Origin of the sequence: Streptomyces hyaluromycini (assembly GCF_002217755.1) — a bacterium.
In the GTDB taxonomy this organism is placed as follows: Bacteria; Actinomycetota; Actinomycetes; order Streptomycetales; family Streptomycetaceae; genus Streptomyces; species Streptomyces hyaluromycini.
On sequence record NZ_BCFL01000039.1, the window covers coordinates 100,900 to 125,682 of the forward strand.

The following is a 24,783-nucleotide window of genomic DNA, read 5'->3' on the forward strand; positions in this document are numbered from 1 at the left end:
CGACTCCCCGAAGGGATCACCACCATGGCCGTGCACGAGCACCCTCACCGTAGCTCCGGATTCCGGGTTTCGTTCCGCAGGAACCGGACCGGCTCCTCGTCCGAGCTCGCCGTGTCGGCGGTCAGCGACACGGTCACCGTAGGGGCCTACGTCCTCGCCTCCCTGCGGCTGCTCACCGGGTTCGTCTTCCTGTGGGCGTTCCTCGACAAGTCCTTCGGCCTCGGCTACGCCACCCCCTCCGGCAAGGGCTGGATCGACGGCGGCTCGCCGACCAAGGGCTTCCTCAGCTCCGTCGCCGCCGGCCCGCTGGAGTCCACCTTCCACTCCTGGGCCGGGGACACCTGGGCCGACTGGCTGTTCATGCTCGGCCTCCTCGGCGTCGGCCTGGCCCTGACCGCCGGCGTCGCGCTGCGCCTGGCCGCCGTCGCGGGCACCGCGATGATGGCGCTGATGTGGATGGCCGAGTGGCCGCCCGCCAGGCACCTCTCGGACGGCTCCGTGAGCATGTCCACCAACCCGTTCGCCGACTACCACCTCATCTACGCCGTGGTCCTGATCGCCCTGGCCGTCGCGGCCGCCGGCGACACCCTCGGCCTGGGACGGCTGTGGGCCCGGCTGCCCTTCGTCCGCAGCAACGGGTGGCTGCGCTGAACGCCCGCCGGGCGGTGGGACCACCATCGGTCCCGCCGCCCGGGCCCGGGGCCGAACGGCCCCTGTCCGGGACTTGTGGCCCCTGCCCGCCGGACCCCCTGAACACGACGCTGGAACCGGATCCCCCACAGGGGTCCTTGCGCAGGAGGTGAAGACCATGCCCCGTACCGTCACCGCCGGTCTCGACGGCTCGGCCGAGAGCCGGGCAGCCGCCGAATGGGCGGCCCGCGAGGCGGAGTTGCTCGGTCTGCCGTTGAAGATCGTCCACGTCTGGGAACCGGTCCCCGACCCCATGGCACAGGCCCCGCTGCTCGGCCCCGAGACCCTTCAGCACTGGACTGAGCGGATCCCGCGGGAATCCGCGGAGGGACTGCGGCTGCGTCACCCCGGTATCGAGGTGGCCGGCGAGCAGCTGTCCGGCAACCCCGGCGAGGTTCTCGCCGAGGCGTCGAAGACGGCCTCCCTCCTCGTCCTCGGCTCCCGGGCCCTCGGCGGTGTCGGCGGCCTCCTGGTCGGTTCGGTGAGCCTGAGCGTCGTGGCCCACGCCGAGTGCCCCACGGTGCTGGTGCGGGCTGGGGAGCAGGCCGCCGACGAGCACGAGGCCGACCCGGCGGGTATTCCGTCCGCCGCGACACCCTTCCGGCCCGTCGTCCTCGGTCTCGACACCGACCACCCGGACGAGACGCTGATCGAGTTCGCCTTCGAGGCCGCACTGCGCCGCGCCACCTCGCTGCGGGTCGTGCACGCCTGGTTCCCGCCCCCGTACTACGCGTACGGGATGCCGGTGAACCCGCCCCTGTACGAGGCACTGGCCCTGGAACAGTCCCGGGCCCTCGCCGAGGTGCTGAGCCCCTGGCGGCAGAAGTACCCGGACGTGAAGACCACAGAGGAGTCCCGCTTCGGCAGCGCCGCAGAGCAGCTCGTCGAGGCGTCCCGGGAGGCCTCGCTGGTCGTCGTCGGCCGGCGGATCCGCCACGGTGCCCTGGGCGCCCACATCGGCCATGTCACCCACGCCGTCCTGCACCACTCCACCGCCCCCGTCGCCGTCGTAGCCCACGGCTGACCCACCCTGAGGAGAGAACAGATCATGAAGGCAGCGGTCGTACGAGCCTTCGGTGAGCCCCTGGTCATCGAGGAGCGCCCCGACCCCGAGCCCGGCCCCGGCCAGGTCCGCGTCCGTGTCGAGGCCTCCGGGCTGTGCCACACCGACATCCACGCAGCGCACGGCGACTGGCCGGTCAAGCCGAACCCGCCGTTCGTGCCCGGACACGAGGGCGTCGGACTCGTCGAGAAGCTCGGCGAGGGCGTCACCCACCTGAGCGTCGGCCAGCGGGTCGCCGTGCCCTGGCTGGGCAAGGCCTGCGGGCGGTGCGAGCACTGCCTGTCCGGCTGGGAGACCCTGTGCGAGCAGCAGGTCAACACCGGCTACGGCTGCGACGGCGGATACGCCGAGAAGATGCTGGCCTGGGCCGACTTCGCCCAGCCGGTCCCGCAGGGTGTCACCCCCTTCGACGCCGCCCCGCTGACCTGCGCCGGCGTCACCACGTACAAGGCGCTCAAGGTCGCCGGCGTACGGCCCACCCAGCTCGTCGCGATCTCCGGCGTCGGCGGACTCGGCCATCTGGCCCTGCAGTACGCGAAGATCGCCGGCGCCCAGGTGGCCGCCATCGACGTCACCGACGACAAGCTGGAGCTCGCCGCCGAGCTCGGCGCCGACCTCGTCATCGACGCCCGCAAGGACGACGTCGGCGCGGTGCTCAAGCAGCACGGCGGAGCGCACGCCGCGATCGCGCTCGCCGTGAACGACGCCGCCTTCGAGGCCGTCAACTCCGGCCTGCGGCGCGGCGGCAAGCTGGTGATGGTGGCGCTGCCCGCGCACGGCACGGTCCGGGTCCCGATCTTCGACACCGTGCTGAACGGCACGAGCGTGATCGGCTCGATCGTCGGCACCCGGCAGGACCTCGCCGAGGTGTTCCAGTTGCACGCGGCCGGCCGGACCAGGGTCGTCTACGAGACCCGTCCGCTGGGCACCGTCAACGAGTCGATCGAGGACGTGCTGCGCGGCCAGGTCAAGGCCCGGATCGTGTTCGACATGGGCGCGGGGCGGTGAGCACGGTGGACCTGCCCGTCGTGGTCGGGGTCGACGGCTCCGAGTCCAGCCTGCGGGCCGTCGACTGGGCGGCCGACGAGGCCGTCCTGCGCGGGGCACCGCTCCGGCTGGTGTACGCCTCGCTGTGGGAGCGCTACGAGGGCGAATCGCTCACCGACGACCTCACCAAGCCGTCCGACGAGCTGATGGCGGAGGACGTGGTCGACATCGCCGCTCGGCGGGCCCACCGTCGGCAGCCCGACCTCAAGGTCACCACCGACATCCTGCCGGAGGAGCCGGAGTACGCGCTGGTGCACGAGAGCCGCGAGGCTGCTGCGCTGGTGCTGGGCTCCCGGGGACGCAGCGGCTTCGTCGAGATGCTGCTCGGCTCGGTCGGCCTGACCGTCGCCGCGCAGGCCCACTGCCCGGTGATCGTGCTCCGCGGCAGCCACGACAACCAGGTCCGCACCGGGAGCGGCGGCCGGATCGTGCTCGGCGTCGGCGGCAAGGAGGCCGTGGCCTTCGCCCTGCGGGAGGCCGAACTGCGGGGCGCCGAGGTCGACGCCGTACGGGCCTGGCGGGCCCCCGCGCGTGAGACCACGGATCACCCTCTGCTGGCCGGCGAACCCGCCCGGCTGCACGAGCAGCAGGCCTCCGACACCCTGGAGGAGGCACTGAGCGAGGTACCGGAGAAGGTCCGCGTGCACCGTCAGACCGTCGAAGGCCCCGCCCGCCAGGTGTTGTTGGCCGCCTCCCACACCGCCGACCTGCTGGTGGTCGGGGCCCGGCGCAACACCGGGCACCTCGGGCTCCAACTCGGCCGGGTGGCCCACGGGGTCCTGCACCACGCCGCGTGCCCGGTCGCCGTCGTCCCCGAACGGACGTGAGGTGCGGTGACGGGCCGTTCCGTGGCTCGCCGGCGTACGCCAGCAGACGGCCGATGCCCGTACCCGTCACCAGGCGTGGATCCGTGAGCACGGCACCGATCTGCCCGAGGTCGCCGACTGGACCTGGAACGACTGAACACCCCACCCCAGAAAGGAGTTCGTCATCATGACCGTACGCGTCGGCATCAACGGCTTCGGCCGGATCGGCCGTACCTACCTGCGCGCGGCACTCGACCGCGCCGAGGCGGGCACCCAGGACGTCGAGGTCGTCGCGATCAACGACATCACCTCGCCCGCGACGCTCGCCCATCTCCTTGAGTACGACTCGACGTTCGGGCACATCGGGCGGGACGTCGTCCACGACGACAGTTCGATCACCGTCGACGGGCGCCGTATCGCCGTCACCGCCGAGCGCGACCCGGGCGCCCTGAACTGGCTGGACTACGGCGCCGGGATCGTCATCGAGTCCACCGGCCGGTTCCGTGACCGGGACTCCGCCGCCCTGCATCTGAAGGCCGGCGCCCACACGGTCCTGCTGTCCGCGCCCGGCAAGGGCGTCGATGCCACCATCGTCATGGGCGTCAACGACCGGACCTACGACCGGCACCAGCACCGGATCATCTCCGCCGCCTCCTGCACCACCAACTGCGTCGCCCCGATGGTGAAGGTCCTCGACGAAGCCTTCGGTATCGAACGCGGCGTCATGACCACCATCCACGGCTACACCAACGACCAGTCCCTGCTCGACAGCCCGCACAAGGACCTGCGCCGGGCCCGCTCCGCCGCCCTCAGCATCATCCCGACCAGCACCGGCGCCGCCCGCGCGGTGGGCCTGGTGGTGCCGGAACTGGCCGGGGCGCTGGACGGCATCGCGGTCCGCGTACCGGTGGAGGACGGCTCGCTCACCGACCTCGCGGTGGTGCTCGGACGTGAAGCGAGCCCGGACGACATCAACGCCGCGTTCGAGGCGGCTGCCGAGGGCGCGCTCAACGGCATCCTGCGGGTGTCGAAGGCCCCGATCGTCTCCCGCGACGTCATCGGCGACCCCTCCTCCTGCGTCTTCGACCCGGCCCTGACCCAGGCCAACGGCACCCTGGCCAAGGTCTTCGGCTGGTACGACAACGAGTGGGGCTACACCAACCGGCTCCTGGACCTCACCGCCCTGGTCGCCGACGACTGACCACGCTCTGGAAGGGGCCGGTGCCGCCGATCACCGGCCCCTTCCGCATGCCCGGGACCCGGGACGACCGGCGGAGAACGTTGGGCCGACCGGCCCCCGGTACGCCCCGGACAGCCCATGGGACCAGGCCCCGCCGCGCTGGATGCTCGAAGTGTCAACCGGTATGGAGGAGACCCGCGATGACCGACGACCTGCTCGAACGATCCCCCGCCCACGCGCTGCTCGCGGACGGCACCACCGTGTGCATCCGGGCCGCGGCCCCCGGCGACCACGACCGGCTGAAGGGGTTCTACGACGAGATGTCCTCGGAGAACCTCCGCCTGAGGTTCTTCTCGGTGAGCCGGCGCTCGGCCGGCATGGCCGCCGACCGGGCGTGTGCCCCGGCCCGCCCCGGTTACCGGGCGCTGCTGGCCGAGACACGGGGCCGGGTGCTCGGCCTCGCCGAGTACGACACCGGCGGGGAGAAGGACGCCGCGGAGATCTCCATCGCCGTCGCCGACGGACTGCACCACCGGGGCGTCGGCACCCTCCTCGTCGAACACCTGGTCTCCGCGGCCCGCGCCGACGGCATCACCACCTTCACAGCCGACGCGCTGAGCGAGAACCGCGAGGTGCTCCGCCTCTTCGCCGACCTCGGCCTGCGCACGTCCCGCCGCTTCGAGGGCCCCGAGACACGCTGCACCATCCACCTCGACGAGGACGACGCCTACCTCTCGGCCGTCGAGTCCCGGGGCCGCGCCGCGGACGTGGCGAGCCTGCGGCCGCTGCTGTGCCCGGAGGCGGTCGCCGTCGTCGGCGCCGGACGCAAACCGGGCTCGGTCGGCCGGGCGATCCTCCACCACATCCACACCGGCGGCTACACCCGCCGCCTCTTCGCCGTGAATCCCAGCGTGACCTCGGTCCTCGGCGTGCCCTGCTACCCGTCCGTCAGCGCCCTGCCAAGGACCCCGGACCTGGTGGTCGTGGCGGTGCCCGCGGCGGCGGTCCCGGCGACCGCCGAGGAATGCGGCAAGGCCGGTGTCCGCGCCCTCCTCGTCGTCACCTCGGGCCTCGACGCCGACCAGGCACAGGCGCTGCGCACCGCATGCCGGACCTACGGCATGCGCATGGTCGGCCCCAACTGCCTCGGCATCTCCCACACGGACCCCGGCCTGCGCCTCGACGCCACCTTCGCCGATGGCCACCCCAGCCCCGGCAGTGCCGGCGTCGCCGTCCAGTCCGGCGGTATCGGCATCGCCCTGCTCGACGGCCTGTCCCGGCTCGGCATCGGCGTGTCCTCCTTCGTCTCGCTCGGCGACAAGTACGACGTCAGCGGCAACGACATGCTCCAGTGGTGGGAGACCGACGGCCGTACCGACCTCGCCCTGCTGCACCTGGAGTCCTTCGGCAACCCGCGCGCGTTCTCCCGTACCGCCCGCCGGGTCGCCCGCCGGATGCCGGTGCTGACCGTGGACGCCGGCCGGTCCGCTGCCGGTCGCCGGGCCGCCGCCTCGCACACCGCGGCCGCGGCCACCCCCACCATGACCCGCCGGGCCCTGTTCACCCAGGCCGGCATCACCGCCACCAGCTCGGTCGGCGAACTCCTCGAAGCGGCCGCCCTGCTGTACTCCCAGACGTTGCCGGAGGGCAAACGCCTCGCCATCGTCACCAACGCGGGCGGCGCCGGAGTACTGGCCGCCGACGCCTGCGCCGAGGCCGGGCTCGCCCTGCCGCCGTTCACCCCGACGATGATCGACGAACTGCTCGCCGTGCTGCCGGACGGAGCGGCCATCGGCAACCCGATAGACGCCACCGCCGCCGTGACCGAGGAACAGCTCACGGACTGCGTCGACGCGCTCATGGAGTATCCGGGCGTCGATGCCGTCCTGGTGGCCCTGGTCCCGACCGCTCTCGCCACCGCGACCGGCGACAACCTGGTGCGGGCCCTCACCGGGGCGCCCGGCCGCAGGTCCAAGCCGGTCCTCGCGGTACGCCTGGAGCAGGACCTGCCGGTGAGGCTGCTGCCCGCCGCCGACGAGGGCGGCACCGTCCCGGCCTACGCCGAACCGCAGGCGGCGGCACGTGCGTTGGCCCACGCGGCCGACCGCGCGGCCTGGCTGGCCCGGCCGGCCGGCACCGTACCGGCGCTCGACGACGTCGACACCGAGCGGGCCCACGCCATCGCCGACGCCCACCTGGCCGCACACCCGGACGGCGGCTGGCTCGACCCGCGCACCTGCGCCGACCTGCTCGCCTGCTACGGCATCCCGCAGATCCCCTGGGCCTGGGCCGAGACCGAGGACGACGCCGTCCGCGCCGCCGAACGACTGCAGGGCGCCGACGGGCGGGTGGTCATGAAGGCCCACTGGCCGGGCCTCGTCCACAAGAGCGAGGAGCGGGCGGTCCACCTCGACCTGCGCGGCGAGCCGCAGGTCCGCGCCGCCTTCCGGGACCTGGACACTCGCTTCGGCAACCTGATGACCGGCGTGGTCGTCCAGTCGCTGGCCCGGCGCGGCACCGAGCTGTTCGCCGGTGTCGTCCAGGACGAGGTGTTCGGCCCACTGGTGCTCTTCGGACTCGGCGGTACGGCCACCGAGATCCTCGCCGACCATGCGGCCCGGCTCGCGCCGCTCACCGACCACGACGTGCACGACCTGATCACGTCCCCGCGCTGCGCGCCCCTGCTCTTCGGCACCCGCGGCAACGGACCCGTCGACCTCGAAGCCCTGGAGCAACTGCTCCTGCGACTGTCCCGCATGGCGGCGGACCTGCCGCAGCTCGCCGAGGCCGACTTCAACCCCGTCCTGGCCACGCCGGGCGGCGTCACCGTGCTCGACGCACGGGTACGACTGCTGCCGCGCCGGCCCCAGGACCCCTATCTGCGCCGGCTCCGCTGAGGGCTGAGGAGGAGACCTAGATGAGGCACAACAAGGTGGGCTCCGTGATGACCACGGACGTCGTCCACGCCGCCTACGGCACGCCCTTCAAGGAGGTCGCGCGACTCCTCGCCGACCACCGGATCAGCGGCCTGCCGGTGATCGATGACGACGACAAGGTCATCGGGGTCGTCTCCGAGACCGACCTGATGGTGCGCCAGGCCGCCGCTCCCGACCCCTGTGGGGAAAGGCCCCGCACACCGCTCGGCCAGCTGACGCGCGGCGCCAGGAAGCAGGCGGCCAAGGCACAGGCCCGTACGGCCGGAGAGCTGATGTCGGACCCGCCGGTCACCGTGCACGCCGAGGACACCATCGTCGAGGCGGCCCGGACCATGGCCGCACGCCACGTGGAGCGGCTCCCGGTCCTCGACGAGGAGGACCGGCTGGTCGGCATCGTCACGCGCCGCGACCTGCTCCAGGTGTTCCTGCGCCCCGACGACGAGATCCGCGACGAGGTGATCGAGGAGGTCCTCGTAAGGGCCCTGTGGATGCCGCCCCGCAGCATCGAGGTGGCCGTGGCGGAGGGCGTCGTCACGCTCACCGGCCACATGGAACGCAGGACCGAGACCGAGATCGCCGTCTCCATGACCCGTCAGACGGACGGCGTGGTCGACGTGGTCGACAAACTGACCTACCGCCAGGACGACGCCCGCATCCGCGAGGAGCAGGCGCTGCACGGCGCAGCCGACGACTGGCTGCGCGGACTTTGAGAGGAGGGCCGTCCCATGACCGGCACCGTGTTGGTCACCTACGGCACCAAGAACGGATCGACGGCGCACATCGCCGAGTCGATCGCCGACGCCCTGCGCGAGAAGGGGCTGACCGTCGAGACGATGGGGGCCGCGTCCGTGCCCTTCGTGGACCGGTACGACGCGGTCGTGGTCGGTGGCGGCCTGTACGCCGGCCGCTGGCACAAGGACGCCCGGACATTCGTCCGCCGTCACCGCCGCGACCTCGCCGAGCGGCCCGTGTGGTTCTTCAGCAGCGGCCCGCTCGACGCTTCCGCATCCGAACGGGACATCCCGCCCGTGCGCGGGGTGCGCCGCGCGATGCAGGACCTGCACGCCCGCGGCCACGCCACCTTCGGTGGCTGCCTGGACGACGACGCGGACGGCTGGCTGGCCCGCAGGATCCTGCGCTCCGGGAACGGCGGGGACTTCCGGGACTTCGACGCCGTGGAGGCGTGGGCGTCCGGGATCGCCGGGGAGCTGAAAGGCTGACAGGCGCTCGCCGCGCCTCGGCCTCGACCCAAGCCGCAGACCATGAGTCCATCACGAGCGGGCCTCGCCAGGATGACCTGGCGAGGCCCGCTCGTGATGGACGAGTGCGGGCGGCGTCATGACGCCGACGACGTGAACTCCGCAGTCCTCGGCTACTCATCCGCCGGTGTGATGCGGCGGCCCGTGAGACTTCTGGGCCGGATCGACACCCACATGGCGCGCTCGCCGCCCGCCCATGGTGTGGCGTGGGCGTACTGAACCAGCCTGCGTACCGCCTCGGGCTCCGTCACGATGCTCGCCCGCCCGACGGCGAGTACGCTCCAGCCCACGCTGCGTCCCTCGTCCACACGGTCGACCTCGAAGGCGACCTCCTCGTCCACCACCGTCGCGGTGACGGACTCCGGCGCGGTCCGGAAGACGATGGCGCCGTCGATGACGTCGTAGTTGACCGGGACGACCGCCGGGTGACCGTCCGGCGTCGAGACCGTGACGCGTCCGACCCCGTGTGTGGAGAGCAGGGCCCTGCATTCCTCCGGGGCGAGGTCGCGCAGCCGTGGGTGGAGCAGGGCGTGTCCCTGGCCGGGCGGGAGGTCGACGCCGGCGTTGTACAGCGCGCTGACGCTGGTGCCCAGTGCCTCTGCCAGCCTGACGACCGTCCCCAGGGCCGGGGCCGTGGGGCGCTGCTCCAGACGATCGAGGTATTCGGGGGCCATACGGGCCCGAGCGGCCGTCACCTCTCGGCTGAGGCCCAGCCGTCGCCGTTCCGCGGCCACCCACCCGCCGAAGTCTCCCGGACTGGCGGCCCCGCCCGATGGCGGGGGCGCGGACCAGTTCTCCGCCTCACTCGTGTTCCCCGGTGATTCGTGTGGGGAACCGGGCGGTCCGGGCCGGAGATGGTGGATGTGCGCGTCGGGCCCGGGAAAGACGAGCGTGACCTCGCCCGAATCCGACCACCGCACGTCGTAGGGGGGTGTGCCGTCCTCGTGGTGGAGGCCGATGATCTCCCCGTCGCGCCTGGTCGCGCCCGTGGCCGGGCTTTCGATGACGAGTTGGTCGCCGAGGTGAGCTCGCATGGTCGCCGCCCTCTCCTCAGAGTGGTGCTGTATCCACCCTGCCACGCGGGACACCGCACAGCGCGGGGCGGCCACCGCCGCCGCGTTCACTGGAAGGCCGCGTGGATCTCCCGTTCGGTGGCCTCGTGCGACACGAGCAGGAGTTCGTCACCCGGCAGGAGCCGCACGTCAGGACCCGGCACCGTGGGACGCCCGTCGCGCACGATGGTGGCGACGACGGTGCCGGCCGGCAGGGCGATCTCGCCCAGAGCGTGACCCGCCGCCCGGGAGTCCTCGGTGATCGCCGTCTCGATGACGTCGACGCCCGCCTTGCTCAGCCGCAGCAGCGCCACCGTGTCCGTCGCCCCGGTCGCCTCCTCGATCAGGGAGATCAGCGGCGTGGCCGCGGGCACCGCCACGTCCACTCCCCACCGTGCGTCGAAGAGCCAGGCGTTCTCCGCGTCGTTGACCCGCGCGGCGACGCGCGCGACGCCGAACCGGCGCTTGGCGAGCAGGCCGATGACGAGGTTGTCCTCGTCCTGGCCGGTGGCGGCGATGAGGAGGTCACAGGTCAGTGCGCCCGCACGTTCCAGGAGCACCGGATCGCACGCATCCCCGGCCATCAGACGCACGGAGGGCGTCTTCTCCATCTCGGCGATCCGTTCCTCGTCGAGATCGACGAGGGTGACGTCGTTGCGCGCGGCCGCGAGGACCTGGGCGACCTGGGTACCGAGGCGGCCCGCGCCGGCGATGAGGACCTTCACGTTCCCAGCTCCTTGTCCAGAAAGCCGCGCAGCCGGCTCAGGGCGGTCGCGGCGACGGCGAAGGTGACCAGGTCACCGGGTTCGGCCAGGACACCGTGGCCGGGCAGCATCGAGCGGCCGGCACGGGTCACCTCCACGACGCGGATCTCCCCCTCGACATCGAGGTCGGTCAGCCGCCGTCCGGTCAGATGGGCCGGCAGCGGCGAGCGCACCACGACGGTCTCGCCGCTGCCGAAGGAGAGTTCCGTGGCCAGGTGCCGGTGCAGCAGCATCTGGTGCATACGGTCGACCGCCCACCGGACGCTGGAGATCGCCGGAATCCCCAGGTCCCGGTAGATGTCCGCGCGGCGGGGATCGTGGATGCGGGCCAGGACGATCGGTACCCGGTACGTCTCCTTCGCGGTGCGCGCGCTGACGATGTTGCCGTTGTCCCCGGAAGTGACCGCGACGAGCGCGTCCGCATGGTCGACGCCGGCCGCTTCCAGCACCGGCCTGCTGAAGCCGTTGCCCGCGTGGAAGGCGCCGGGGAAGCCGGGCGGGAGCCGTCTGCGTGCTGTGGACTGCCGGTCGACGAGGCGCACGTCGTGGCCTTCGGCGGCGAGCTGGACGGCGAGGGCGGCTCCCACCCGGCCGCACCCCACGATGATCACTCTCATCGGGTCTCTCCCTTCGGGGCGGCGACGCGCCGTCGCAGCACCCATTTCCGCAGTTCTTCGGCGGCCAGCAGCAGAGCTCCGAACCCGGTCAGGACCGCCCAGTCGGCGGGGGCCAGCGGTGCGGTGCCGAAGACCGCCTGGAGGGGCGGCGCGTAGCTGATGGCGGCCATCAGCCCGATGCCGAAGCCGCCGGCGGCGAGCAGCCAGGGATTGCTCAGCAGGCCGACCCGGAAGACGCTCTGCCGGTCGGTGCGTACCGCGAGCGCGTTGAAGAACTGGCTGACGACGATACCGGCCTGGACCATGGTGATCGCCTCCCGGTACACCGGGGTGGTCTTGGTGAAGTCGGCATAGGGGATGCCGGAGGCGTGGATGTGCCAGAAGAAGACGGTGCAGACGCCGATCGCCTGGATGCCGCCGAGGAACAGGATCCGGCCCATGACGGAGGCCGAGAACAGGCGTTCCCGACGGGGCCGGGGCGGGCTGTCCATGACGTCGCGCTCCATCGGCTCGGCGCCGAGCGCCAGCGCCGGCAGCACGTCCGAGCCGAGGTCGATGGCCAGGACCTGTACGGCCGTGATCGGCACCAGCGGGAACCCGGCGAAGGTGGCCGCCAGGATCGGCGCGAGTTCGGCGATGTTGTGGCTGAAGAGGTAGATCAGGAACTTCCGGATGTTGCGGTAGACGGAACGGCCGAGGCCCACCGCTGTGCTGATGGACGCGAACGAGTCGTCGAGCAGCACCATCACGGCGGCCTCCCGGGCCACGTCGGTGCCGGAGGCACCCATGGCGACCCCGATGTCCGCGTGCTTGAGGGCGGGGGCGTCGTTGGCTCCGTCGCCGGTGACGGCGACGACCTCGCCACGCCGCTGGAACGCGGTGACCACCCGCATCTTGTGCTCGGGACTGACCCGGCAGAGCAGCAGCTCGGTGGAGTCCGCCAGCAGTGCGTCCAGGCCCTCGTCGTTCATCGTGTCCAGCTGTGCGCCCGTCGCCACGGACGGGGTCGGACCCCGCACGATGCCGACCCGGCGGGCCACGGCCTCGGCGGTCAGCGGATGGTCACCGGTGACCATGACGATGCGGATCCCGGCACGTCGGCAGGCGTCCACCGCGTCCCGGACCTCCGGCCGGGGCGGGTCGTACATCCCGGTGAGCCCGAGCAGGGTCAGCCCCGACTCGACGTCGCCGGGCGCCGGGTGCGCCCCGGCGACCTGCCGACGGGCGACCGCGAGCACGCGCAGGCCCTCGGCGGCCATGCCGTCCGCCGCTGCCACCACCCGGTCGCGGAGGGCGTCCGTGAGCGGGGCTCTCGCACCCTCCCACTCGACGGCGTCGCAGCGGGCGAGCAGCTCCAGCGGCGCGCCCTTGACGCAGGCGACGTAGGTGTCGTCTCCGTCGCGGTGCACGGTGCTCATCAGCTTGCGGTCGGAGTCGAAGGGATACTCCGCCACCCGCGGCGTACGGGCCTCCTCCGCAGCCGGATCGAGACCGGCCTTCCCGGCGGCCACCAGCAGGGCGCCTTCGGTGGTGTCGCCGAGCACCCGCCACCCCTCCCGCCCGGCCGGCGGCACCAGCCGGGCGTTGCTGCACAGTGCCGCGGTACGCAGCAGTTCCCGTACCGCCCCGGCGTCGGCGACCTCGCCGACGGGTCCGTATCCGACTCCGCTGACGGCGTGCCCCGCACCGCCGGCCCACAGCTGTACGACGGTCATCTCGGCCTGGGTGAGCGTGCCCGTCTTGTCGGTGCACACCACGCTCGTCGAGCCCAGGGCCTCCACCGCGAGCAGCTGTTTGACGAGCGCGTGCTTGCGTGCCATGCGCCGGACGCCGATCGCCAGCGACACCGAGAGGGTGGCGGGGAGCCCTTCCGGTACGAGGGCCACCATGACTCCGAGCGAGAAGACGAACGTGTCCACGAACGGCTGCCCGCCGGGCGCGCGGATCGCGAACAGGAGGGCCCCGGTCGCCAGCGCCACGCCTGCCACCCGGCGTGCCATGGCCGCGACCTGACGCTGGAGCGGGGTCTGCTGCCGGGGCGCCTCGGCGGTGAGCCGGAAGATCCGGCCGAACTCGGTGGCCGTCCCGATGGCGCACACCACGGCCCTGCCGGTGCCCGCGACCACGTCCGTGCCCATGAACACGCAGTTGCGTGCTTCCAGCGCCGGTCCGTCCGGCACGGGGTCGGCCACCCGCGCGACGGCGTCGCTCTCACCGGTGAGTGCCGCGTTGTTCACGGCCACGTCGTGTGCCTCGACCAGCCGGCAGTCCGCCGACACCGCGTCTCCGGCCTCCAGGAGCACGAGGTCGCCGGGGACCAGTTCGCGCGCCGGCAGTTCCTGGGGTTCGCCGTCCCGGAGCACCCGGCAGGTGTGCGGCACCATCGCCTGCAGGGACTCCGCCGTCCGCTCGGCGGAGTACTCCTGGGCGAAACCGATGCCGGCGTTCAGCAGGACGACACCGAGGATGGCCAGCGCCAGCTGGAGGGTGGCCGGGTCCCGGGGCTGTTCCAGTGTGTACGCGAGGAAGGTGATCAGCGAAGAGACCAGCAGCACCACGGCGAAGAGGTCGGTGAACTGTGCGGCCAGCCGTCGCCACACGTGTCCTCGGCCCACACCGGGAAGCTCGTTCGGGCCGTAGCGGGCCTGCCGGGCACCGGCCTCGGCGGCGCTGAGACCGCGCGGAGAGCCGTTCAGGGCGGCGAAGACCTCAGGGGCGGTCAGTGCGGGGACGGAGAGGGCGGACGGCTCCGGCCCGCCGACCGGTGACGGTCCGGTTCCCGGGAGTTCGGCGCCGTTCGGCGGGCCGTCCTCGCGCAGCGCGGTCGTTCCCGACCGGCCCGGTTCAGGCTTCATTCGGACCGCCGCAGGCGGAGGGCGGTCCGGGCGGTTCCTGGAGCACGCTCCATGCGACGGTTCCGAGCAGATCGGCCAGCCGTCCGAAGACGTCCAGGAACAGGTCGTCGGTCGTCAGCACCCCGACCACCCGGCCCCCTTCGAGGACCGGCAGCCGGCGCACGCCGGTACGGCGGAAGGTGAGGTACGCCGCCTGGAGATCGTCGTCGGCGTCGACGGTGACGAGCTCGGTCGACATCACCGCATCCACCGGTGTGTCGAGCCGCAGGCCGCCGCCGAGGCCACGCAGCGCCAGGTCGCGGTCGGTCACGATGCCGCGCAGCTCCTCGCCCTTCATGACGAGGACGGAGCCCACGGCCCGCTCGGCCATCCACCGGCTCACCTCCTTCAGGGAGACGCCGGGGTCGACGTGCACGGGAGGCGTGGTCATCGCCTCGGACACCTTCATGCGGATGCTCCTAGTCGTGGGTCGTGGGTCGTGGGTCGTGGGTCGTGGGTCGTGGTGCGGGGCTCGGGCCGGGACGCGGTTGCCGGTCTCACACGATGTCCAGCACGTCGTCCACCGGCCGGCGCGGGCTCGGGGAACCTTCGGGGCCGTAGCCGAGCCGGAGCACCATCTGCACATGGCCCATGGCGGAGAGAGGGTCGCGGGCCGCCCACCTGAGGGCCGGCCATTCGAGGGGCTGGGAGGTCACGGAGGCGACCAGCCCGTCAGCGGTGGCCCGCAGCAGGACCCGCTCCAGGGCCTGCCCGGCTTGCAGCCAGTCCCCGGGGCCGTCGTGGGCGGTTCCGAGCAGGGCGATGTTCGGGTTCTTCTCGAACGATGCCCGGGGACGGTCCGGCATCGGGCGTCCGACGGCGAAGTCGCGCACGGGGGCGTTGCCACCGTGACGTGCCGGGCCGAACGCCTCGGCGGGGATGCCCTCGGACGGCCCGTCGGCACCCGACGGTTCGGTGTACGTCCACCGCGCGGTCTCGTCGCGCATCCGGGTGTCCAGCGCCTCCCAGTCCTCGGCCTCCCCCACCAGTTCCAGGATCGACCGCACATGCCAGGCACCGGGAAACAGCAGCTGCGCACCTTCCGCGCGGGCCGCCTCGCACAGGTGCTCGCGTACCGCCGCCGGGATCTCCTCGTCACGGAACGGGTGACGGCTTGAGTGGCGGCAGCCGACGGCCGGGCGCAGTGGTGCCAGCGTGGTCTCCGGCGGCCCGCTGCCGTCCAGCTGCACCTCGGCGAGCAGATCCGGACAGTCCGGATCGGGGAGCAGCCGGACGACCGGCGCCAGCGCCGCCGCGGCGGCGGCCACCCGCAGGTTGAGCAGTGCGGCTCCGCAGCTCATGTGCAGGCCCCGGTGCTCCGGGTCGGTGTGCGGCAGGGCATGCTCCAGGTCGGCGTACAGGCGCAGGACACCGATGTCGCGGAGGTAACGGAACCTCCACGGCTGGGCGTTGTGCTGGGAGGGCGCGGCGGTGGCGTCCGCCACGAGCGTCGTCACGGTGTGCACGTCGACGGGTGTTCCGGTCATGGTGACTTCCCTTCGCTTCCGCCGTGGGTTCACGCGGGCTCGGACGGCACGGCGATGACGGGGCAGCGCGCGTGGTGCAGCACCCCCTGGCTGACGGAGCCGAGCAGCATGCCGGTGAATCCGCCGCGGCCCCGCGTGCCCACCACCAGGCCCAGCGCGTGGGCCGAGGCGTCGGTGAGCACCTGTACGGGGTGTCCGGCGACCAGCTCGTGGCGCAGGTCCACCTGCGGATAGCGGGCGCCGCGACCGGCCACGATCTCGGAGAGCAGCCGCCGGGCCTCCTGCTGCGGTTCGTACTCGTCGAAGATCCTCAGCGGCCCCGGCTCCCAGACGCAGACGGCGCGCAGTCCGGCACCGCGCAGCGCGGCTTCCTCGAACGCCAGGTCCACCGCCGCCGCGGAGTGCGGGCTGCCGTCGACACCGACGACGTAGTACGCCGGATCCTGGGCGATGTGCTCAGGTTCGGGCACGACGACCACGGGACAGCGGGCATGGGCCATGAGGGGTACGGCGACCGAGGCGGAGCCGAACACCTCCCGGGTCCGGCTCAGGTGCTGCGAGCCCAGCACGACGGCCGTGGCGTCACGGCTCTGCTCGCGCAGCACCCACACCGGATCGCCCTCCGCGAGCCGCGGGTCGACCCGGAGCCCTGGGTGGTGCGCCGCGACGAACTCCGTGACCTCGTCCAGCGTCCGCCGGCCCGCTTTGTGCAGCGTCTCGTTCCACTCCTCCCAGGAAGGCGGGATCTGCCCCCGCCCGTAGCCGCGTGTCGGCACGCCCTCGGCCAGCACCGGGCGTAGTGGCAGCCGACGCCGGGCGGCCTCGTCGGCTGCCCAGGCCAGAGCCGTCCGGTGGGTGGGATCGGGGTCGACGCCGACCACGATCGGCCGAGGGTCACCGGGCCGGGTCATGACGACCTCCGGTTTCCGGGGCGTCGGGCGCGAGGTCCCCGGACGTCTGGTGCCTGGTGCCCGGTGCAGGAGTCCGGCCCGGGGAAGGGGACGGTCACCCGTCCGCTGCCGCCGGCCGTGGTGCCGCGTACGACGATCGCCCGATCGGTCTGTGTCGCTGGTGTGGGAGCGGACATCGCCCTCATCTCCTCCCTGCGGCGGTGCCGGGGGAGTGCCACCGCCGTTTCCATTGCAGGCCGTGGTACGGCCGGCGTACCAGGGGCCATTGGTCCCTGCGCCGGGCCCGGTGATCCCTGGCGGACGGACGCCGTGCGGCGCTCGGTCACCAGCCGGAATTCGACGCTTGGGGAATGTGGTCACGAACCGCTCGCGGGCATCGCGCCGGCGGTTCGGCGGTTCGGCCGTGATGGCCTCCGTGCCGACGCGTCACCCCGAGCGGAACGACTGCTTCCAGCATGAGTCTGTGGTCAAGGGCGTGACAGGGGCCCCTTGGCGGCCCCCGGCCGGGCCGGTCGGTCCCGTGGAGGGACGTACGGCCCCTACCGGCCCAGGAACGCGTCGTCACGCTGGAAACGAACGCTCCTCGGAGGTGGACATCATGTTTCGACACGTCACCGTCGGCCTCGACGGGTCGCCCGAGAGCCGCGCCGCCGCCGAGTGGGCGGCTCGCGAAGCGCAACTGCGTGGCCTGCCGCTGAAGATCGTGCATGTCGGGGAGCCCACCCCCGTGCCCGTGGCGCAGGCTCCACTGGTGGGTCCCGAGACCCACCAGCACTGGACCGAGCAGATGCCGCGCGAGTCCGCGGAAGGCATTCGTCTCCGGCACCCCGGTCTTGAGGTGTCCACCGAACAGCTGACCGGCACCGTCGCCGACGTCCTGTGCGAGGCGGCGGGTCTCGCCGACCTGCTCGTGCTGGGCTCGCGGGGCTTCGGCGGCATCGGCGGGTGCGTGGTCGGCTCGGTGGGTCTGGCCGTCGTGGCCCGCGCGGAACGGCCTGTGGTGCTGGTACGTGAGGGTGAGCAGGCCGCGGACGAGCACAGGATGGATCCGGCGGGCGTGCCGTCCGCGGCCACGCCGTTCCGGCCTGTCGTGCTCGGCCTCGACGTCGATCACCCGGACGACACCCTGCTGGAGTTCGCCTTCGACGCCGCGGCCCGCAGGGAGACACCACTGCGGGTGGTGCACGCCTGGCCCGAGCCGACCACATCCCTCTACCGCTTCCCAGGCGATGCGGAACTCCAGTACGACCTCGAACGCAAGCACAGTGCGGCTCTGGCCGACGCGCTGCGTTCCTGGCGGCAGAAGTTCCCGAGCGTCGACGTCATCGAGTCGAGCCGCTGCGGCAGCGCCGCGCAGGTCCTCGTCAACGCCGCCCGTGATGCTTCTCTGGTGGTTGTCGGCCGACGCATCCGCACCGGTTCCCTCGGCGCGCACATCGGTCATGTCACCCATGCCGCCCTGCATCACATCGGTGCGCCCGTCGCCGTCGTGGCCCACGGTTGATCCGGCAGCCCTGGCCTGCCGGCCAGGGAAGGCGTCATCACCGAGGCGCACAGATCAGGCGGCGCAGGTGTTCCCGTGGCGGTCACCGTCACGCGTCCACCCCAGTGATATGGCAGTCCACGCCCACCACACCCTCGACGCCTCGCACCAGGCGCACCGCGAGCGGAATCCGGGTGCCGTCGGTGACCTTTCCGGTCAGGGTCGCAATGCCCTCGACGACCATGATGTGCACCGGCTCGACCGGGGCCGGGAAGAGGGGGTCGACGACCTCGCGCCGGATCTCGTCGGCGAGGTCGTTGTCGGAACGGAGAAACACCTTGAGCAGATCCCCCCGGCTGACGACCCCTTCGAGCACGCCCTCGGCGTTGACGACGGGCAGCCGTTTCACGTGCCGCAGTGCCATGATCCGCGCGGCTTCCGGCAGTGTGGCGTCGGCGTGGACGGTGACGGCCGGAGCGCTCATCAGTTCCGCCGCGCACCCCGCGCCGGCCTTCGCCAGGTCGTCGAGGCGCTGCCGCTGCACGAACGGGTCCGGATCGCTGTCCCGGAACTCCTCCTTCGGGAGCAGATCGGCCTCGGAGACGACCCCGACCACCCGTCCGTCGCCCTCCAGCACGGGCAGGGCGCTGATCCGCCCTCCGTCCATGCGTTCGACGATGTCCTTGAACAGGGCCTCGCGGCCCACCGCGACGACGGCACGCGTCATCACGTCGCCTACCTGGTGCGGGCTGCTCGTCATGGTGTTCTCCTCACAGCTCCGGGGTGCCAGGGCCTCGAAGGAGACCTGACCTCACGGGCCCTGCTACCAGCTTGAACGTGTCCACGCCCGCGCACTACCGGTCGGCCGACTGCGCCCGGGCCCTTCGGCCAGGGAACCCGGCGTCTACCTCGGCGGATGCATGCGGGCGAAGCGTGCCGGCTCAGCACGGTACGACGGCCACGGCGCACGTGGCTCGCCGCAGCAGGGCCGGGGCGGCCACTTCCCAAGCGGTGGTTCCGGAGTCACGAGGGACCACGACAAGCCAGGCGCGCTCGGAGCAGCGCAGCAGTGCCTCTGCCGGACGGAACAACCGGACGTCCGCCAGCACCTGCACGTCGGGGAACTTCTCGCACCACGGGCGCAGCGCGTCGCCCAGTAACTGCACCTCGTGGTCCTCCCAGGCCGCGCGAGCACTTTCAGGTACGCCGAAAGGCCGGTCGGCAGCGCTCGCGGGCAGCGCCCAGGCGTGCACGGCGTGCAGGCGCACACCTCGGAGGCGGGCGCTCTGGAAGGCGAAGCCGAGGGACGCGTCGGAGGGAGCGCGGGCGTCGACACCGAGGGTGACTCCCGTCCGGCGACCGGAGGCGACGAGACGGTCGGGGACGAGTACGACAGGGCAGTGGGCGGAGCCGACGAGCACCGCCAACGGGGAGCCGGATCCCCACAGGGCGTCGTCGTCCCGGCCCACACCGCAGACGATCACCGACGGCCTGCCGGGCACCCGCAACGGGTCGTGCGGCACGCGCAACACCACACCCCGCAGCTGGGCCTCGTCGGCTGCCCAGTCGGTCGCGGCCCGGCTGGGTGCCGATGCGCCGGCGCGGGCAAGGATCACGGGTTCCATCGCCGTTCGCCTTCCGAGTAGGTGCGGGTTCGAGGGGCGCCCGACCTCAGCCGGTCTTGTGACCCCAGCGAGGTCCGACGGTGTTCCACTCGCGATCCCACAGGTCGAGCCGCTGCTGCTCCAGCCGCCACCGGGCGACCGCTCCGGCCCCGAGGACCAGTCCGGCCAGCGCACAGCCCGCCGCCGTCCCCAGAACCCCCGCCTCGACGGCGGCCGCCCCGGCGCTCGGCGGCTCGATGGTGAGACGGCCCTGCTGGTCCAGCCAGACCACAACCTTGGAACCGGCCTTGCTGCCGGTGTCCACGAGAGTCCGGCCCGTGCGCGTGGAGCCGTCGGGTGCGGTCCAGCTCACCGTGCCCGGTGTGCGCTCGGTTCCCGTGCCGAATCCGGAGACGCTCTTCGGGATGCCGACGAGAAGCACGGCCCGCACGGGCTCCCGTTCCGCCCGCTGCCGCGCGAAGACGTTGTCCGCGGCCCTGGCGGTCACCAGTCCGGCGACGATGCCTCCCACCAGGACGAGTGTCCATACGGCCAGGACAATCCAGGCCTCGACGATGTCGTCGCGGCGTCGCAACGGGTTGCTCCGCCACCGCCACAGCAGCTTCTTCACACGCCTGGTCCTGCGCATCGGTCCGCACCTCCTCCTGGTCGTGGTGACACTCCCGAAGGTGTCAGCGGGCCGAGCGCCGGGGCATGGGCCGATCAGGAACCACCGTGGGGCTGCTCGGGAGCCAACTCGACCGGCCGCATGGGCCGTTCGGCCCTCTTGGGGAGAGAGTCAGGCGGCCGCGGCGGAGGCCGGACCCGCCAGGTCCTTGCCGGCGAGCGCCTCGGGGAGGCCGGGATACAGCTCGAAGGCGCCGCTCAGGCCCGTGCAACGAAGCAGGCGCAGAAAGCCGCCGTCGGGCGCGACCAGGCGCAGTCTGCCGATGCGTGACCGGACCCGGTTGCGGACCCGGCACAGGAGGCTGAGCCCCGAGCAGTCGACGAACGAGACGGGACCCAGGTCGAGCACCAGGTCGGGCTCCGCTCCGGACGTCAGGGCGTCGAGGGCCGCGGCGAGGACCGGAACCGCCGGCAGATCGAGTTCGCCGTGCAGGGTGACGACGGTCGTGCCGTAGTCGGTACGGGTCGTGTGGTACGCCACGGGCCTGGTGTGGTTGTCGGCCATGGAGACAGACAAGTGCACCCGGCGGGTTGTGAGGAAGAGCCGTTCGGTCCGCTTGTGCTCATGCCGGCAGGGTCCGAACGGCCGCTGTTCCGGCGTTCCGGAGGGGGCGGCCCGTCCGTCGGGTCATCAGGGCCGGACGGCCCATGCGGACCCGTTCGAGACAGGACAAGCTGGACTTGCGGGGCGATACCGGCGATGTCCAGGCGCCCGGCCGGCACCCGCCGCCGACGTCCGCCGACCCCGTGCCCCGCAGCGGACCAAGGACGGTGAGCGATCCCATGAAGGCCTTCGTCTTCCACGGCCCCGGGCAGTCCGCCTGGGAAGAGGTCCCCGACCCTGCCATCAAGGAGCCTACCGACGCCGTCGTACGGGTGGACGCCGTCACGATCTGCGGGACGGACCTGCACATCCTCAAGGGCGACGTCCCGGAGGTGCAGCCGGGCACGATCCTCGGTCACGAGGCCGTCGGCGAGATCGTCGAGGTCGGCAGTGACGTACGGACCGTACGGCCCGGAGACCGCGTCCTGGTCTCCTGCATCAGCTCCTGCGGGCGGTGCTCGTACTGCCGGGACGCCATGTACGGCCAGTGCCGGGGCGGCGGAGGCTGGATCCTCGGTCATCTGATCGACGGCACCCAGGCCGAGTACGTCCGCGTCCCCTTCGCGGACCTGTCCGTCCACGCCCTGCCCAGCACCGTCGACAGCAAGGACGCCGTCCTCCTCGCGGACATCTTCCCGACCGCCTACGAGGTGGGCGTCCTCAACGGCCGGGTGCGCCCCGGAGACACCGTCGCCGTCGTCGGCGCGGGCCCCATCGGCCTCGCGGCGATCACCACGGCACGGCTGTTCGCCCCGGAGCGGATCGTCGTCGTGGACCTGGCTCCCGCCCGGCTGGAGGCGGCCAAGCGCCTCGGCGCGGACGCCGTCGCCGACGCGCGGGAAGCCCCGGAGCAACTGGTCGCCGACCTCACCGACGGGCTCGGCGCGGACGTCGTCATGGAGGCCGTCGGCGTGCCGGAGACCTTCGAGCTGTGCACCCGCATGGTGCGGCCCGGCGGACGCGTCGCCAACATCGGCGTGCACGGCAGGCCGGCCACGCTGCACCTCGAAGAGCTGTGGATCAAGAACGTGACCATCACCACCGGCCTGGTGGACACCCACTCCACCCCCACCCTGCTGCGGATGGCCGCCGCCGGTCGGCTGCCCACTGCTCAGCTGGTCACCCACACCTTCCCGCTGGACAAGATGGCGGAGGCGTACGACGTCTTCGCCCGGGCCGCCGACACCGGCGCGCTCAAGGTGGTGCTCGGCGGGGAGCAGCACGAGGTCGCCGTCCGCGGGGCCTGACCGACGAGAGGACGTGACCGGTCATGGCCGGACATAAACGGCCGAACGCGGCAGAAAGGCCACCGATGGGAGACCTGGGGCGCCGCTTGGCGGCCCGCCGCAAGGAACTCGGCCTCACCCGCGAGGAGACGGCCGAACGGGCCGGTATCGCGGCCGGCTATCTGCGGTACGTGGAGGAACACCCCGAGGCCGCGCCGGGCACGAGCGCCCTGCTCAGGCTCGCGAACGTCCTGCGCACCACCGTGCCGCACCTCACCGGAGGCGGCCTCGAAGCCCCGCCCGGCCCGGGCCGGGCGGGCCGCGATCCCAGCTTCACGGAACTGGACCCTGCCGAATGCAGGGCGCTGCTCGGCGGCCACGGCGTGGGACGGCTCGGCGTCGACACCGCCTCGGGTCCGGTCATCGTGCCGGTCAACTACACCGTCGCCGACGGCGAGATCGTCTTCAGGACCGTCACCGGTACGACACCGTCCCTCGCCCCGGGCTGTCGGGTGGCCTTCGAGGTCGACCGCATCGACGACGCCTTCAGCGAGGGCTGGAGCGTGCTGGTGTGCGGACCGGCGAGCACCGTGACCGAGCCGGAGGAGGTAGGGCGGCTCATGGAGCTGGCCCACAGTACTCCGTGGGCGGGTGGCGGGCGTGACCTGTGGGTGCGCATCGAGCCCCGGTCCGTAACGGGGCGTCGCATCACGGTCTGATCCCGCCCGTGCGACCCCGGCGACCCAGGCGAACAGAACTGACCGCAGGCCGCTCCCTGTACGGCTTGGACCGAGCTTCCTGAAACTCCCTCACCGACGGCACCAGGGACCGATGGGCCCACCGTGAGGACCTACGGTCCCTCCTGCCGCGGGCCGCGCGTGACCAGAGTGGGAGCACACCCGTGCAACAGGAGGTCTCCTCATGATCCGTGTCGTCGCCGTGGGCCTGGACGGCTCACCCGAAAGCCTCGCAGCAGCCGACTGGGCCGCGCGTGAGTCCCTGATGTCAGACCTTCCCCTGCGCCTGGTGCACGCCGGCGACCAGCAGCCGCACGCGTACGTGCCGTTCGCCGGCGAGCCGGTGCCTCCGTCGGGAGCCGACCGCTCAGTGGCGCTGCTGCGGGAGACCGTCGTCCGGCTGCACCACCGGCATCCCGGACTGCGAGCCGATACGGACCAGCTCCCGGGACAGCCGGTGGCGGCGCTGGTCGGCGCCGCGCGGGACGCGGAGCTCTTGGTTCTCGGCTCGCGCGGCCTGGGCGCGGCCGCGGGCTTCCTGCTCGGCTCCGTGGCGTCGGCGGTGATCGCCCGTGCCGAGCAACCGGTCGTCCTTGTCCGTGCCGGAACCGGCGCCGAGGACGAGCACCTGTCCGATGCTTCCGGGACGCCTTCCCTGGCGACCCCGTACCGAGACGTCGTGGTGGGGCTGGATCTCAGCGGCGCCGACGACACCGTCCTCGGCTTCGCGTTCGCCGCGGCGTCCCGGCGCGCGGCGGGGCTGCGCGTGGTGCACGGCCGGAGCGGCCCGGAGCTCCAGGACGAACCGGCCGCTCTACCGGCGCGCCTTCTCCCGTGGCAGGCCAAGTTTCCGGGTGTCGAGGTGACCGAGGAGTCGGTGATAGGCGACGCCGGCTCGCACTTGGCGGACGCCTCACGAGAGGCCTCCCTGGTGGTCGTCGGCCACAGGGCCCGCCGACCCGCACTCGGCGCGGGCATCGGCCCGGTCACCGCCGCGGTACTACGCCGTGCGGCCACACCGGTCGCGGTCGTACCGCACGACTGACCGGTGGCGTGAAGTCCTCGGGCCGCCGGTTCAATCGACGGCGTCGATCTTGGGTCGGAGGCAGCCGTAAGCCTCCTGGCCCACAGGCGCTGCTGTCCCCTCGGCAGGGCGGAACGGCCCGGCCGTAGGCGCAGGCGACTTGACGCAATCCGGGTGTCCACGCCGGTCGTCGCGCATTACGGTGGGCTTTGACCGGACCTGCCGGTGTGCGAGTCGACGGGGTCGGGAGGGGTGCGGTGGAGAGCCATGAGGCGGCCCGGGTGCGGTTGCCGCAGCTGAGGCTGGATGAGCTGTTGGAGGAGTTGCAGGCCCGGCTGGATGCCGCGCGGGGTACCCGGGATCGTGTGCACAGTCTGTTGGAGGCGGTGCTTTCGGTCGGGCGGGAGCTGGACCTGGAGCAGGCGCTGCGCAGCATTGTGGAGGCGGCGGCGGTGCTGGTGGATGCCGGGTACGGGGCTCTTGGTGTGATCGGGCCTGATGGCAGGCGGTTGTCGGCGTTTCATACGGTGGGTGTCACGGAGGAGGAGATCGCCCGGATCGGTCCCTTTCCGGAGGGGCACGGGATCCTGGGTGAGCTGATCCGTCATCCTGAGCCGTTGCGTCTGACGAAGCTTTCCGAGCATCCGGCTTCGTATGGTTTCCCGCCGAATCATCCGCCGATGAACTCGTTCCTGGGTGTTCCGATCCGTGT

24 protein-coding genes are annotated in these 24,783 nt (G+C 72.4%); 13 read left to right on the forward strand and 11 right to left on the reverse strand.

Going from position 1 to position 24,783, the window contains the following annotated elements:
- The first annotated feature begins 24 nt into the window (after nucleotides 1–24).
- The 8 genes from SSP29_RS48450 to SSP29_RS48485 all read left to right on the forward strand — a co-directional run bounded on the left by SSP29_RS48450 (nucleotide 25) and on the right by SSP29_RS48485 (nucleotide 8,942).
- Entirely contained in the window at nucleotides 25–651 is a 627-nt protein-coding gene (locus SSP29_RS48450; protein ID WP_089107396.1) for a DoxX family membrane protein, read from the forward strand.
- A gap of 157 nt (nucleotides 652–808) precedes the next feature.
- Entirely contained in the window at nucleotides 809–1,714 is a 906-nt protein-coding gene (locus tag SSP29_RS48455) for a universal stress protein (RefSeq protein WP_089107430.1), read from the forward strand.
- 24 nt (nucleotides 1,715–1,738) lie between these two features.
- Nucleotides 1,739–2,761 (forward strand): alcohol dehydrogenase AdhP, encoded by a 1,023-nt coding sequence (adhP, locus tag SSP29_RS48460; RefSeq protein WP_089107397.1) that lies wholly within the window; start codon nucleotides 1,739–1,741, stop codon nucleotides 2,759–2,761.
- A gap of 5 nt (nucleotides 2,762–2,766) precedes the next feature.
- Entirely contained in the window at nucleotides 2,767–3,627 is an 861-nt protein-coding gene (locus SSP29_RS48465; protein WP_089107431.1) for a universal stress protein, read from the forward strand.
- A gap of 166 nt (nucleotides 3,628–3,793) precedes the next feature.
- Complete coding sequence (gene gap, locus SSP29_RS48470; protein WP_089107398.1) at nucleotides 3,794–4,807, forward strand: type I glyceraldehyde-3-phosphate dehydrogenase; 1,014 nt, start codon at nucleotides 3,794–3,796, stop codon at nucleotides 4,805–4,807.
- Nucleotides 4,808–4,986: 179 nt separating this feature from the next.
- A complete protein-coding gene (locus SSP29_RS48475) occupies nucleotides 4,987–7,683 on the forward strand; it encodes a bifunctional acetate--CoA ligase family protein/GNAT family N-acetyltransferase (protein WP_089107399.1) in 2,697 nt (898 codons plus the stop codon).
- A 20-nt stretch (nucleotides 7,684–7,703) separates the two neighbouring features.
- Nucleotides 7,704–8,432: a CBS domain-containing protein gene (locus tag SSP29_RS48480; protein ID WP_089107400.1), complete on the forward strand. Its 729-nt coding sequence runs from the start codon at nucleotides 7,704–7,706 to the stop codon at nucleotides 8,430–8,432.
- A 15-nt stretch (nucleotides 8,433–8,447) separates the two neighbouring features.
- Entirely contained in the window at nucleotides 8,448–8,942 is a 495-nt protein-coding gene (locus SSP29_RS48485) for a flavodoxin domain-containing protein (RefSeq protein WP_089107401.1), read from the forward strand.
- 152 nt (nucleotides 8,943–9,094) lie between these two features.
- Here SSP29_RS48485 and SSP29_RS48490 read toward each other — a convergent pair whose 3' ends face one another.
- From SSP29_RS48490 to SSP29_RS48520, 7 genes are all read right to left on the reverse strand, one after another.
- The gene (locus SSP29_RS48490; protein ID WP_089107402.1) at nucleotides 9,095–10,015 is read right to left on the reverse strand and encodes a DUF1918 domain-containing protein; all 921 of its coding nucleotides are present in this window, start codon (nucleotides 10,013–10,015) and stop codon (nucleotides 9,095–9,097) included.
- An 86-nt stretch (nucleotides 10,016–10,101) separates the two neighbouring features.
- Nucleotides 10,102–10,758: a potassium channel family protein gene (locus tag SSP29_RS48495; RefSeq protein WP_089107403.1), complete on the reverse strand. Its 657-nt coding sequence runs from the start codon at nucleotides 10,756–10,758 to the stop codon at nucleotides 10,102–10,104.
- A complete protein-coding gene (locus tag SSP29_RS48500) occupies nucleotides 10,755–11,414 on the reverse strand; it encodes a potassium channel family protein (RefSeq protein ID WP_089107404.1) in 660 nt (219 codons plus the stop codon). Before SSP29_RS48500 ends, SSP29_RS48495 begins: the two co-directional genes overlap by 4 nt.
- Nucleotides 11,411–14,269, reverse strand: coding sequence for a cation-translocating P-type ATPase (locus tag SSP29_RS48505; RefSeq protein ID WP_150136403.1), 2,859 nt, complete (start codon nucleotides 14,267–14,269; stop codon nucleotides 11,411–11,413). The genes SSP29_RS48500 and SSP29_RS48505 overlap by 4 nt, the downstream gene beginning before the upstream one ends.
- Nucleotides 14,259–14,717: a CBS domain-containing protein gene (locus SSP29_RS48510; RefSeq protein WP_089107405.1), complete on the reverse strand. Its 459-nt coding sequence runs from the start codon at nucleotides 14,715–14,717 to the stop codon at nucleotides 14,259–14,261. Before SSP29_RS48510 ends, SSP29_RS48505 begins: the two co-directional genes overlap by 11 nt.
- 88 nt (nucleotides 14,718–14,805) lie before the next feature.
- Nucleotides 14,806–15,795 (reverse strand): Acg family FMN-binding oxidoreductase, encoded by a 990-nt coding sequence (locus SSP29_RS48515; RefSeq protein ID WP_089107406.1) that lies wholly within the window; start codon nucleotides 15,793–15,795, stop codon nucleotides 14,806–14,808.
- A 29-nt stretch (nucleotides 15,796–15,824) separates the two neighbouring features.
- Complete coding sequence (locus SSP29_RS48520) at nucleotides 15,825–16,706, reverse strand: universal stress protein (protein ID WP_089107407.1); 882 nt, start codon at nucleotides 16,704–16,706, stop codon at nucleotides 15,825–15,827.
- A 598-nt stretch (nucleotides 16,707–17,304) separates the two neighbouring features.
- On the opposite strand from SSP29_RS48520, the gene SSP29_RS58000 reads away from it, so the two are divergent.
- On the forward strand, nucleotides 17,305–18,210 hold the full coding sequence (locus SSP29_RS58000; RefSeq protein WP_089107433.1) for a universal stress protein: 906 nt from the start codon (nucleotides 17,305–17,307) through the stop codon (nucleotides 18,208–18,210).
- A gap of 88 nt (nucleotides 18,211–18,298) precedes the next feature.
- Here the strand turns inward: SSP29_RS58000 and SSP29_RS48530 are convergent, their stop codons facing one another.
- From SSP29_RS48530 to SSP29_RS48545, 4 genes are all read right to left on the reverse strand, one after another.
- Complete coding sequence (locus SSP29_RS48530) at nucleotides 18,299–18,949, reverse strand: CBS domain-containing protein (RefSeq protein ID WP_089107408.1); 651 nt, start codon at nucleotides 18,947–18,949, stop codon at nucleotides 18,299–18,301.
- A 181-nt stretch (nucleotides 18,950–19,130) separates the two neighbouring features.
- Nucleotides 19,131–19,814, reverse strand: coding sequence for an adenine nucleotide alpha hydrolase family protein (locus SSP29_RS52415; RefSeq protein ID WP_123060346.1), 684 nt, complete (start codon nucleotides 19,812–19,814; stop codon nucleotides 19,131–19,133).
- 46 nt (nucleotides 19,815–19,860) lie between these two features.
- Nucleotides 19,861–20,442, reverse strand: coding sequence for an Rv1733c family protein (locus tag SSP29_RS48540; RefSeq protein WP_089107409.1), 582 nt, complete (start codon nucleotides 20,440–20,442; stop codon nucleotides 19,861–19,863).
- 150 nt (nucleotides 20,443–20,592) lie between these two features.
- Nucleotides 20,593–20,985 carry an STAS domain-containing protein gene (locus SSP29_RS48545; protein WP_089107410.1) on the reverse strand — a complete coding sequence of 131 codons (393 nt, stop codon included), beginning with the start codon at nucleotides 20,983–20,985 and terminating at the stop codon, nucleotides 20,593–20,595.
- Nucleotides 20,986–21,263: 278 nt separating this feature from the next.
- Here SSP29_RS48545 and SSP29_RS48550 point away from each other — a divergent pair, with 278 nt between their 5' ends.
- The 4 genes from SSP29_RS48550 to SSP29_RS48565 form a co-directional block, all read left to right on the forward strand.
- Nucleotides 21,264–22,331 (forward strand): zinc-dependent alcohol dehydrogenase family protein, encoded by a 1,068-nt coding sequence (locus SSP29_RS48550; RefSeq protein WP_089107411.1) that lies wholly within the window; start codon nucleotides 21,264–21,266, stop codon nucleotides 22,329–22,331.
- Nucleotides 22,332–22,396: 65 nt separating this feature from the next.
- A complete protein-coding gene (locus tag SSP29_RS48555; protein ID WP_245883573.1) occupies nucleotides 22,397–23,029 on the forward strand; it encodes a helix-turn-helix domain-containing protein in 633 nt (210 codons plus the stop codon).
- Nucleotides 23,030–23,231: 202 nt separating this feature from the next.
- Entirely contained in the window at nucleotides 23,232–24,092 is an 861-nt protein-coding gene (locus SSP29_RS48560) for a universal stress protein (protein WP_089107413.1), read from the forward strand.
- A 236-nt stretch (nucleotides 24,093–24,328) separates the two neighbouring features.
- Nucleotides 24,329–24,783 (forward strand): GAF domain-containing protein (locus SSP29_RS48565; RefSeq protein WP_145969068.1); only part of this gene is annotated, 455 nt, incomplete at its 3' end.

What these genes read in the sequence shown, in the direction of transcription:
- SSP29_RS48450 (WP_089107396.1), top strand. Translation starts at nt 25, where the DNA reads ATGGCCGTGCACGAGCACCCTCACCGTAGCTCCGGATTCCGGGTTTCG.
- SSP29_RS48455 (WP_089107430.1), top strand. Translation starts at nt 809, where the DNA reads ATGCCCCGTACCGTCACCGCCGGTCTCGACGGCTCGGCCGAGAGCCGG.
- adhP (WP_089107397.1), top strand. Translation starts at nt 1,739, where the DNA reads ATGAAGGCAGCGGTCGTACGAGCCTTCGGTGAGCCCCTGGTCATCGAG.
- gap (WP_089107398.1), top strand. Translation starts at nt 3,794, where the DNA reads ATGACCGTACGCGTCGGCATCAACGGCTTCGGCCGGATCGGCCGTACC.
- SSP29_RS48475 (WP_089107399.1), top strand. Translation starts at nt 4,987, where the DNA reads ATGACCGACGACCTGCTCGAACGATCCCCCGCCCACGCGCTGCTCGCG.
- SSP29_RS48480 (WP_089107400.1), top strand. Translation starts at nt 7,704, where the DNA reads ATGAGGCACAACAAGGTGGGCTCCGTGATGACCACGGACGTCGTCCAC.
- SSP29_RS48485 (WP_089107401.1), top strand. Translation starts at nt 8,448, where the DNA reads ATGACCGGCACCGTGTTGGTCACCTACGGCACCAAGAACGGATCGACG.
- SSP29_RS48490 (WP_089107402.1), bottom strand. Translation starts at nt 10,015, where the DNA reads ATGCGAGCTCACCTCGGCGACCAACTCGTCATCGAAAGCCCGGCCACG.
- SSP29_RS48500 (WP_089107404.1), bottom strand. Translation starts at nt 11,414, where the DNA reads ATGAGAGTGATCATCGTGGGGTGCGGCCGGGTGGGAGCCGCCCTCGCC.
- SSP29_RS48505 (WP_150136403.1), bottom strand. Translation starts at nt 14,269, where the DNA reads ATGAAGCCTGAACCGGGCCGGTCGGGAACGACCGCGCTGCGCGAGGAC.
- SSP29_RS48510 (WP_089107405.1), bottom strand. Translation starts at nt 14,717, where the DNA reads ATGAAGGTGTCCGAGGCGATGACCACGCCTCCCGTGCACGTCGACCCC.
- SSP29_RS48515 (WP_089107406.1), bottom strand. Translation starts at nt 15,795, where the DNA reads ATGACCGGAACACCCGTCGACGTGCACACCGTGACGACGCTCGTGGCG.
- SSP29_RS48520 (WP_089107407.1), bottom strand. Translation starts at nt 16,706, where the DNA reads ATGACCCGGCCCGGTGACCCTCGGCCGATCGTGGTCGGCGTCGACCCC.
- SSP29_RS58000 (WP_089107433.1), top strand. Translation starts at nt 17,305, where the DNA reads ATGTTTCGACACGTCACCGTCGGCCTCGACGGGTCGCCCGAGAGCCGC.
- SSP29_RS48530 (WP_089107408.1), bottom strand. Translation starts at nt 18,949, where the DNA reads ATGACGAGCAGCCCGCACCAGGTAGGCGACGTGATGACGCGTGCCGTC.
- SSP29_RS52415 (WP_123060346.1), bottom strand. Translation starts at nt 19,814, where the DNA reads ATGGAACCCGTGATCCTTGCCCGCGCCGGCGCATCGGCACCCAGCCGG.
- SSP29_RS48540 (WP_089107409.1), bottom strand. Translation starts at nt 20,442, where the DNA reads ATGCGCAGGACCAGGCGTGTGAAGAAGCTGCTGTGGCGGTGGCGGAGC.
- SSP29_RS48545 (WP_089107410.1), bottom strand. Translation starts at nt 20,985, where the DNA reads ATGGCCGACAACCACACCAGGCCCGTGGCGTACCACACGACCCGTACC.
- SSP29_RS48550 (WP_089107411.1), top strand. Translation starts at nt 21,264, where the DNA reads ATGAAGGCCTTCGTCTTCCACGGCCCCGGGCAGTCCGCCTGGGAAGAG.
- SSP29_RS48555 (WP_245883573.1), top strand. Translation starts at nt 22,397, where the DNA reads ATGGGAGACCTGGGGCGCCGCTTGGCGGCCCGCCGCAAGGAACTCGGC.
- SSP29_RS48560 (WP_089107413.1), top strand. Translation starts at nt 23,232, where the DNA reads ATGATCCGTGTCGTCGCCGTGGGCCTGGACGGCTCACCCGAAAGCCTC.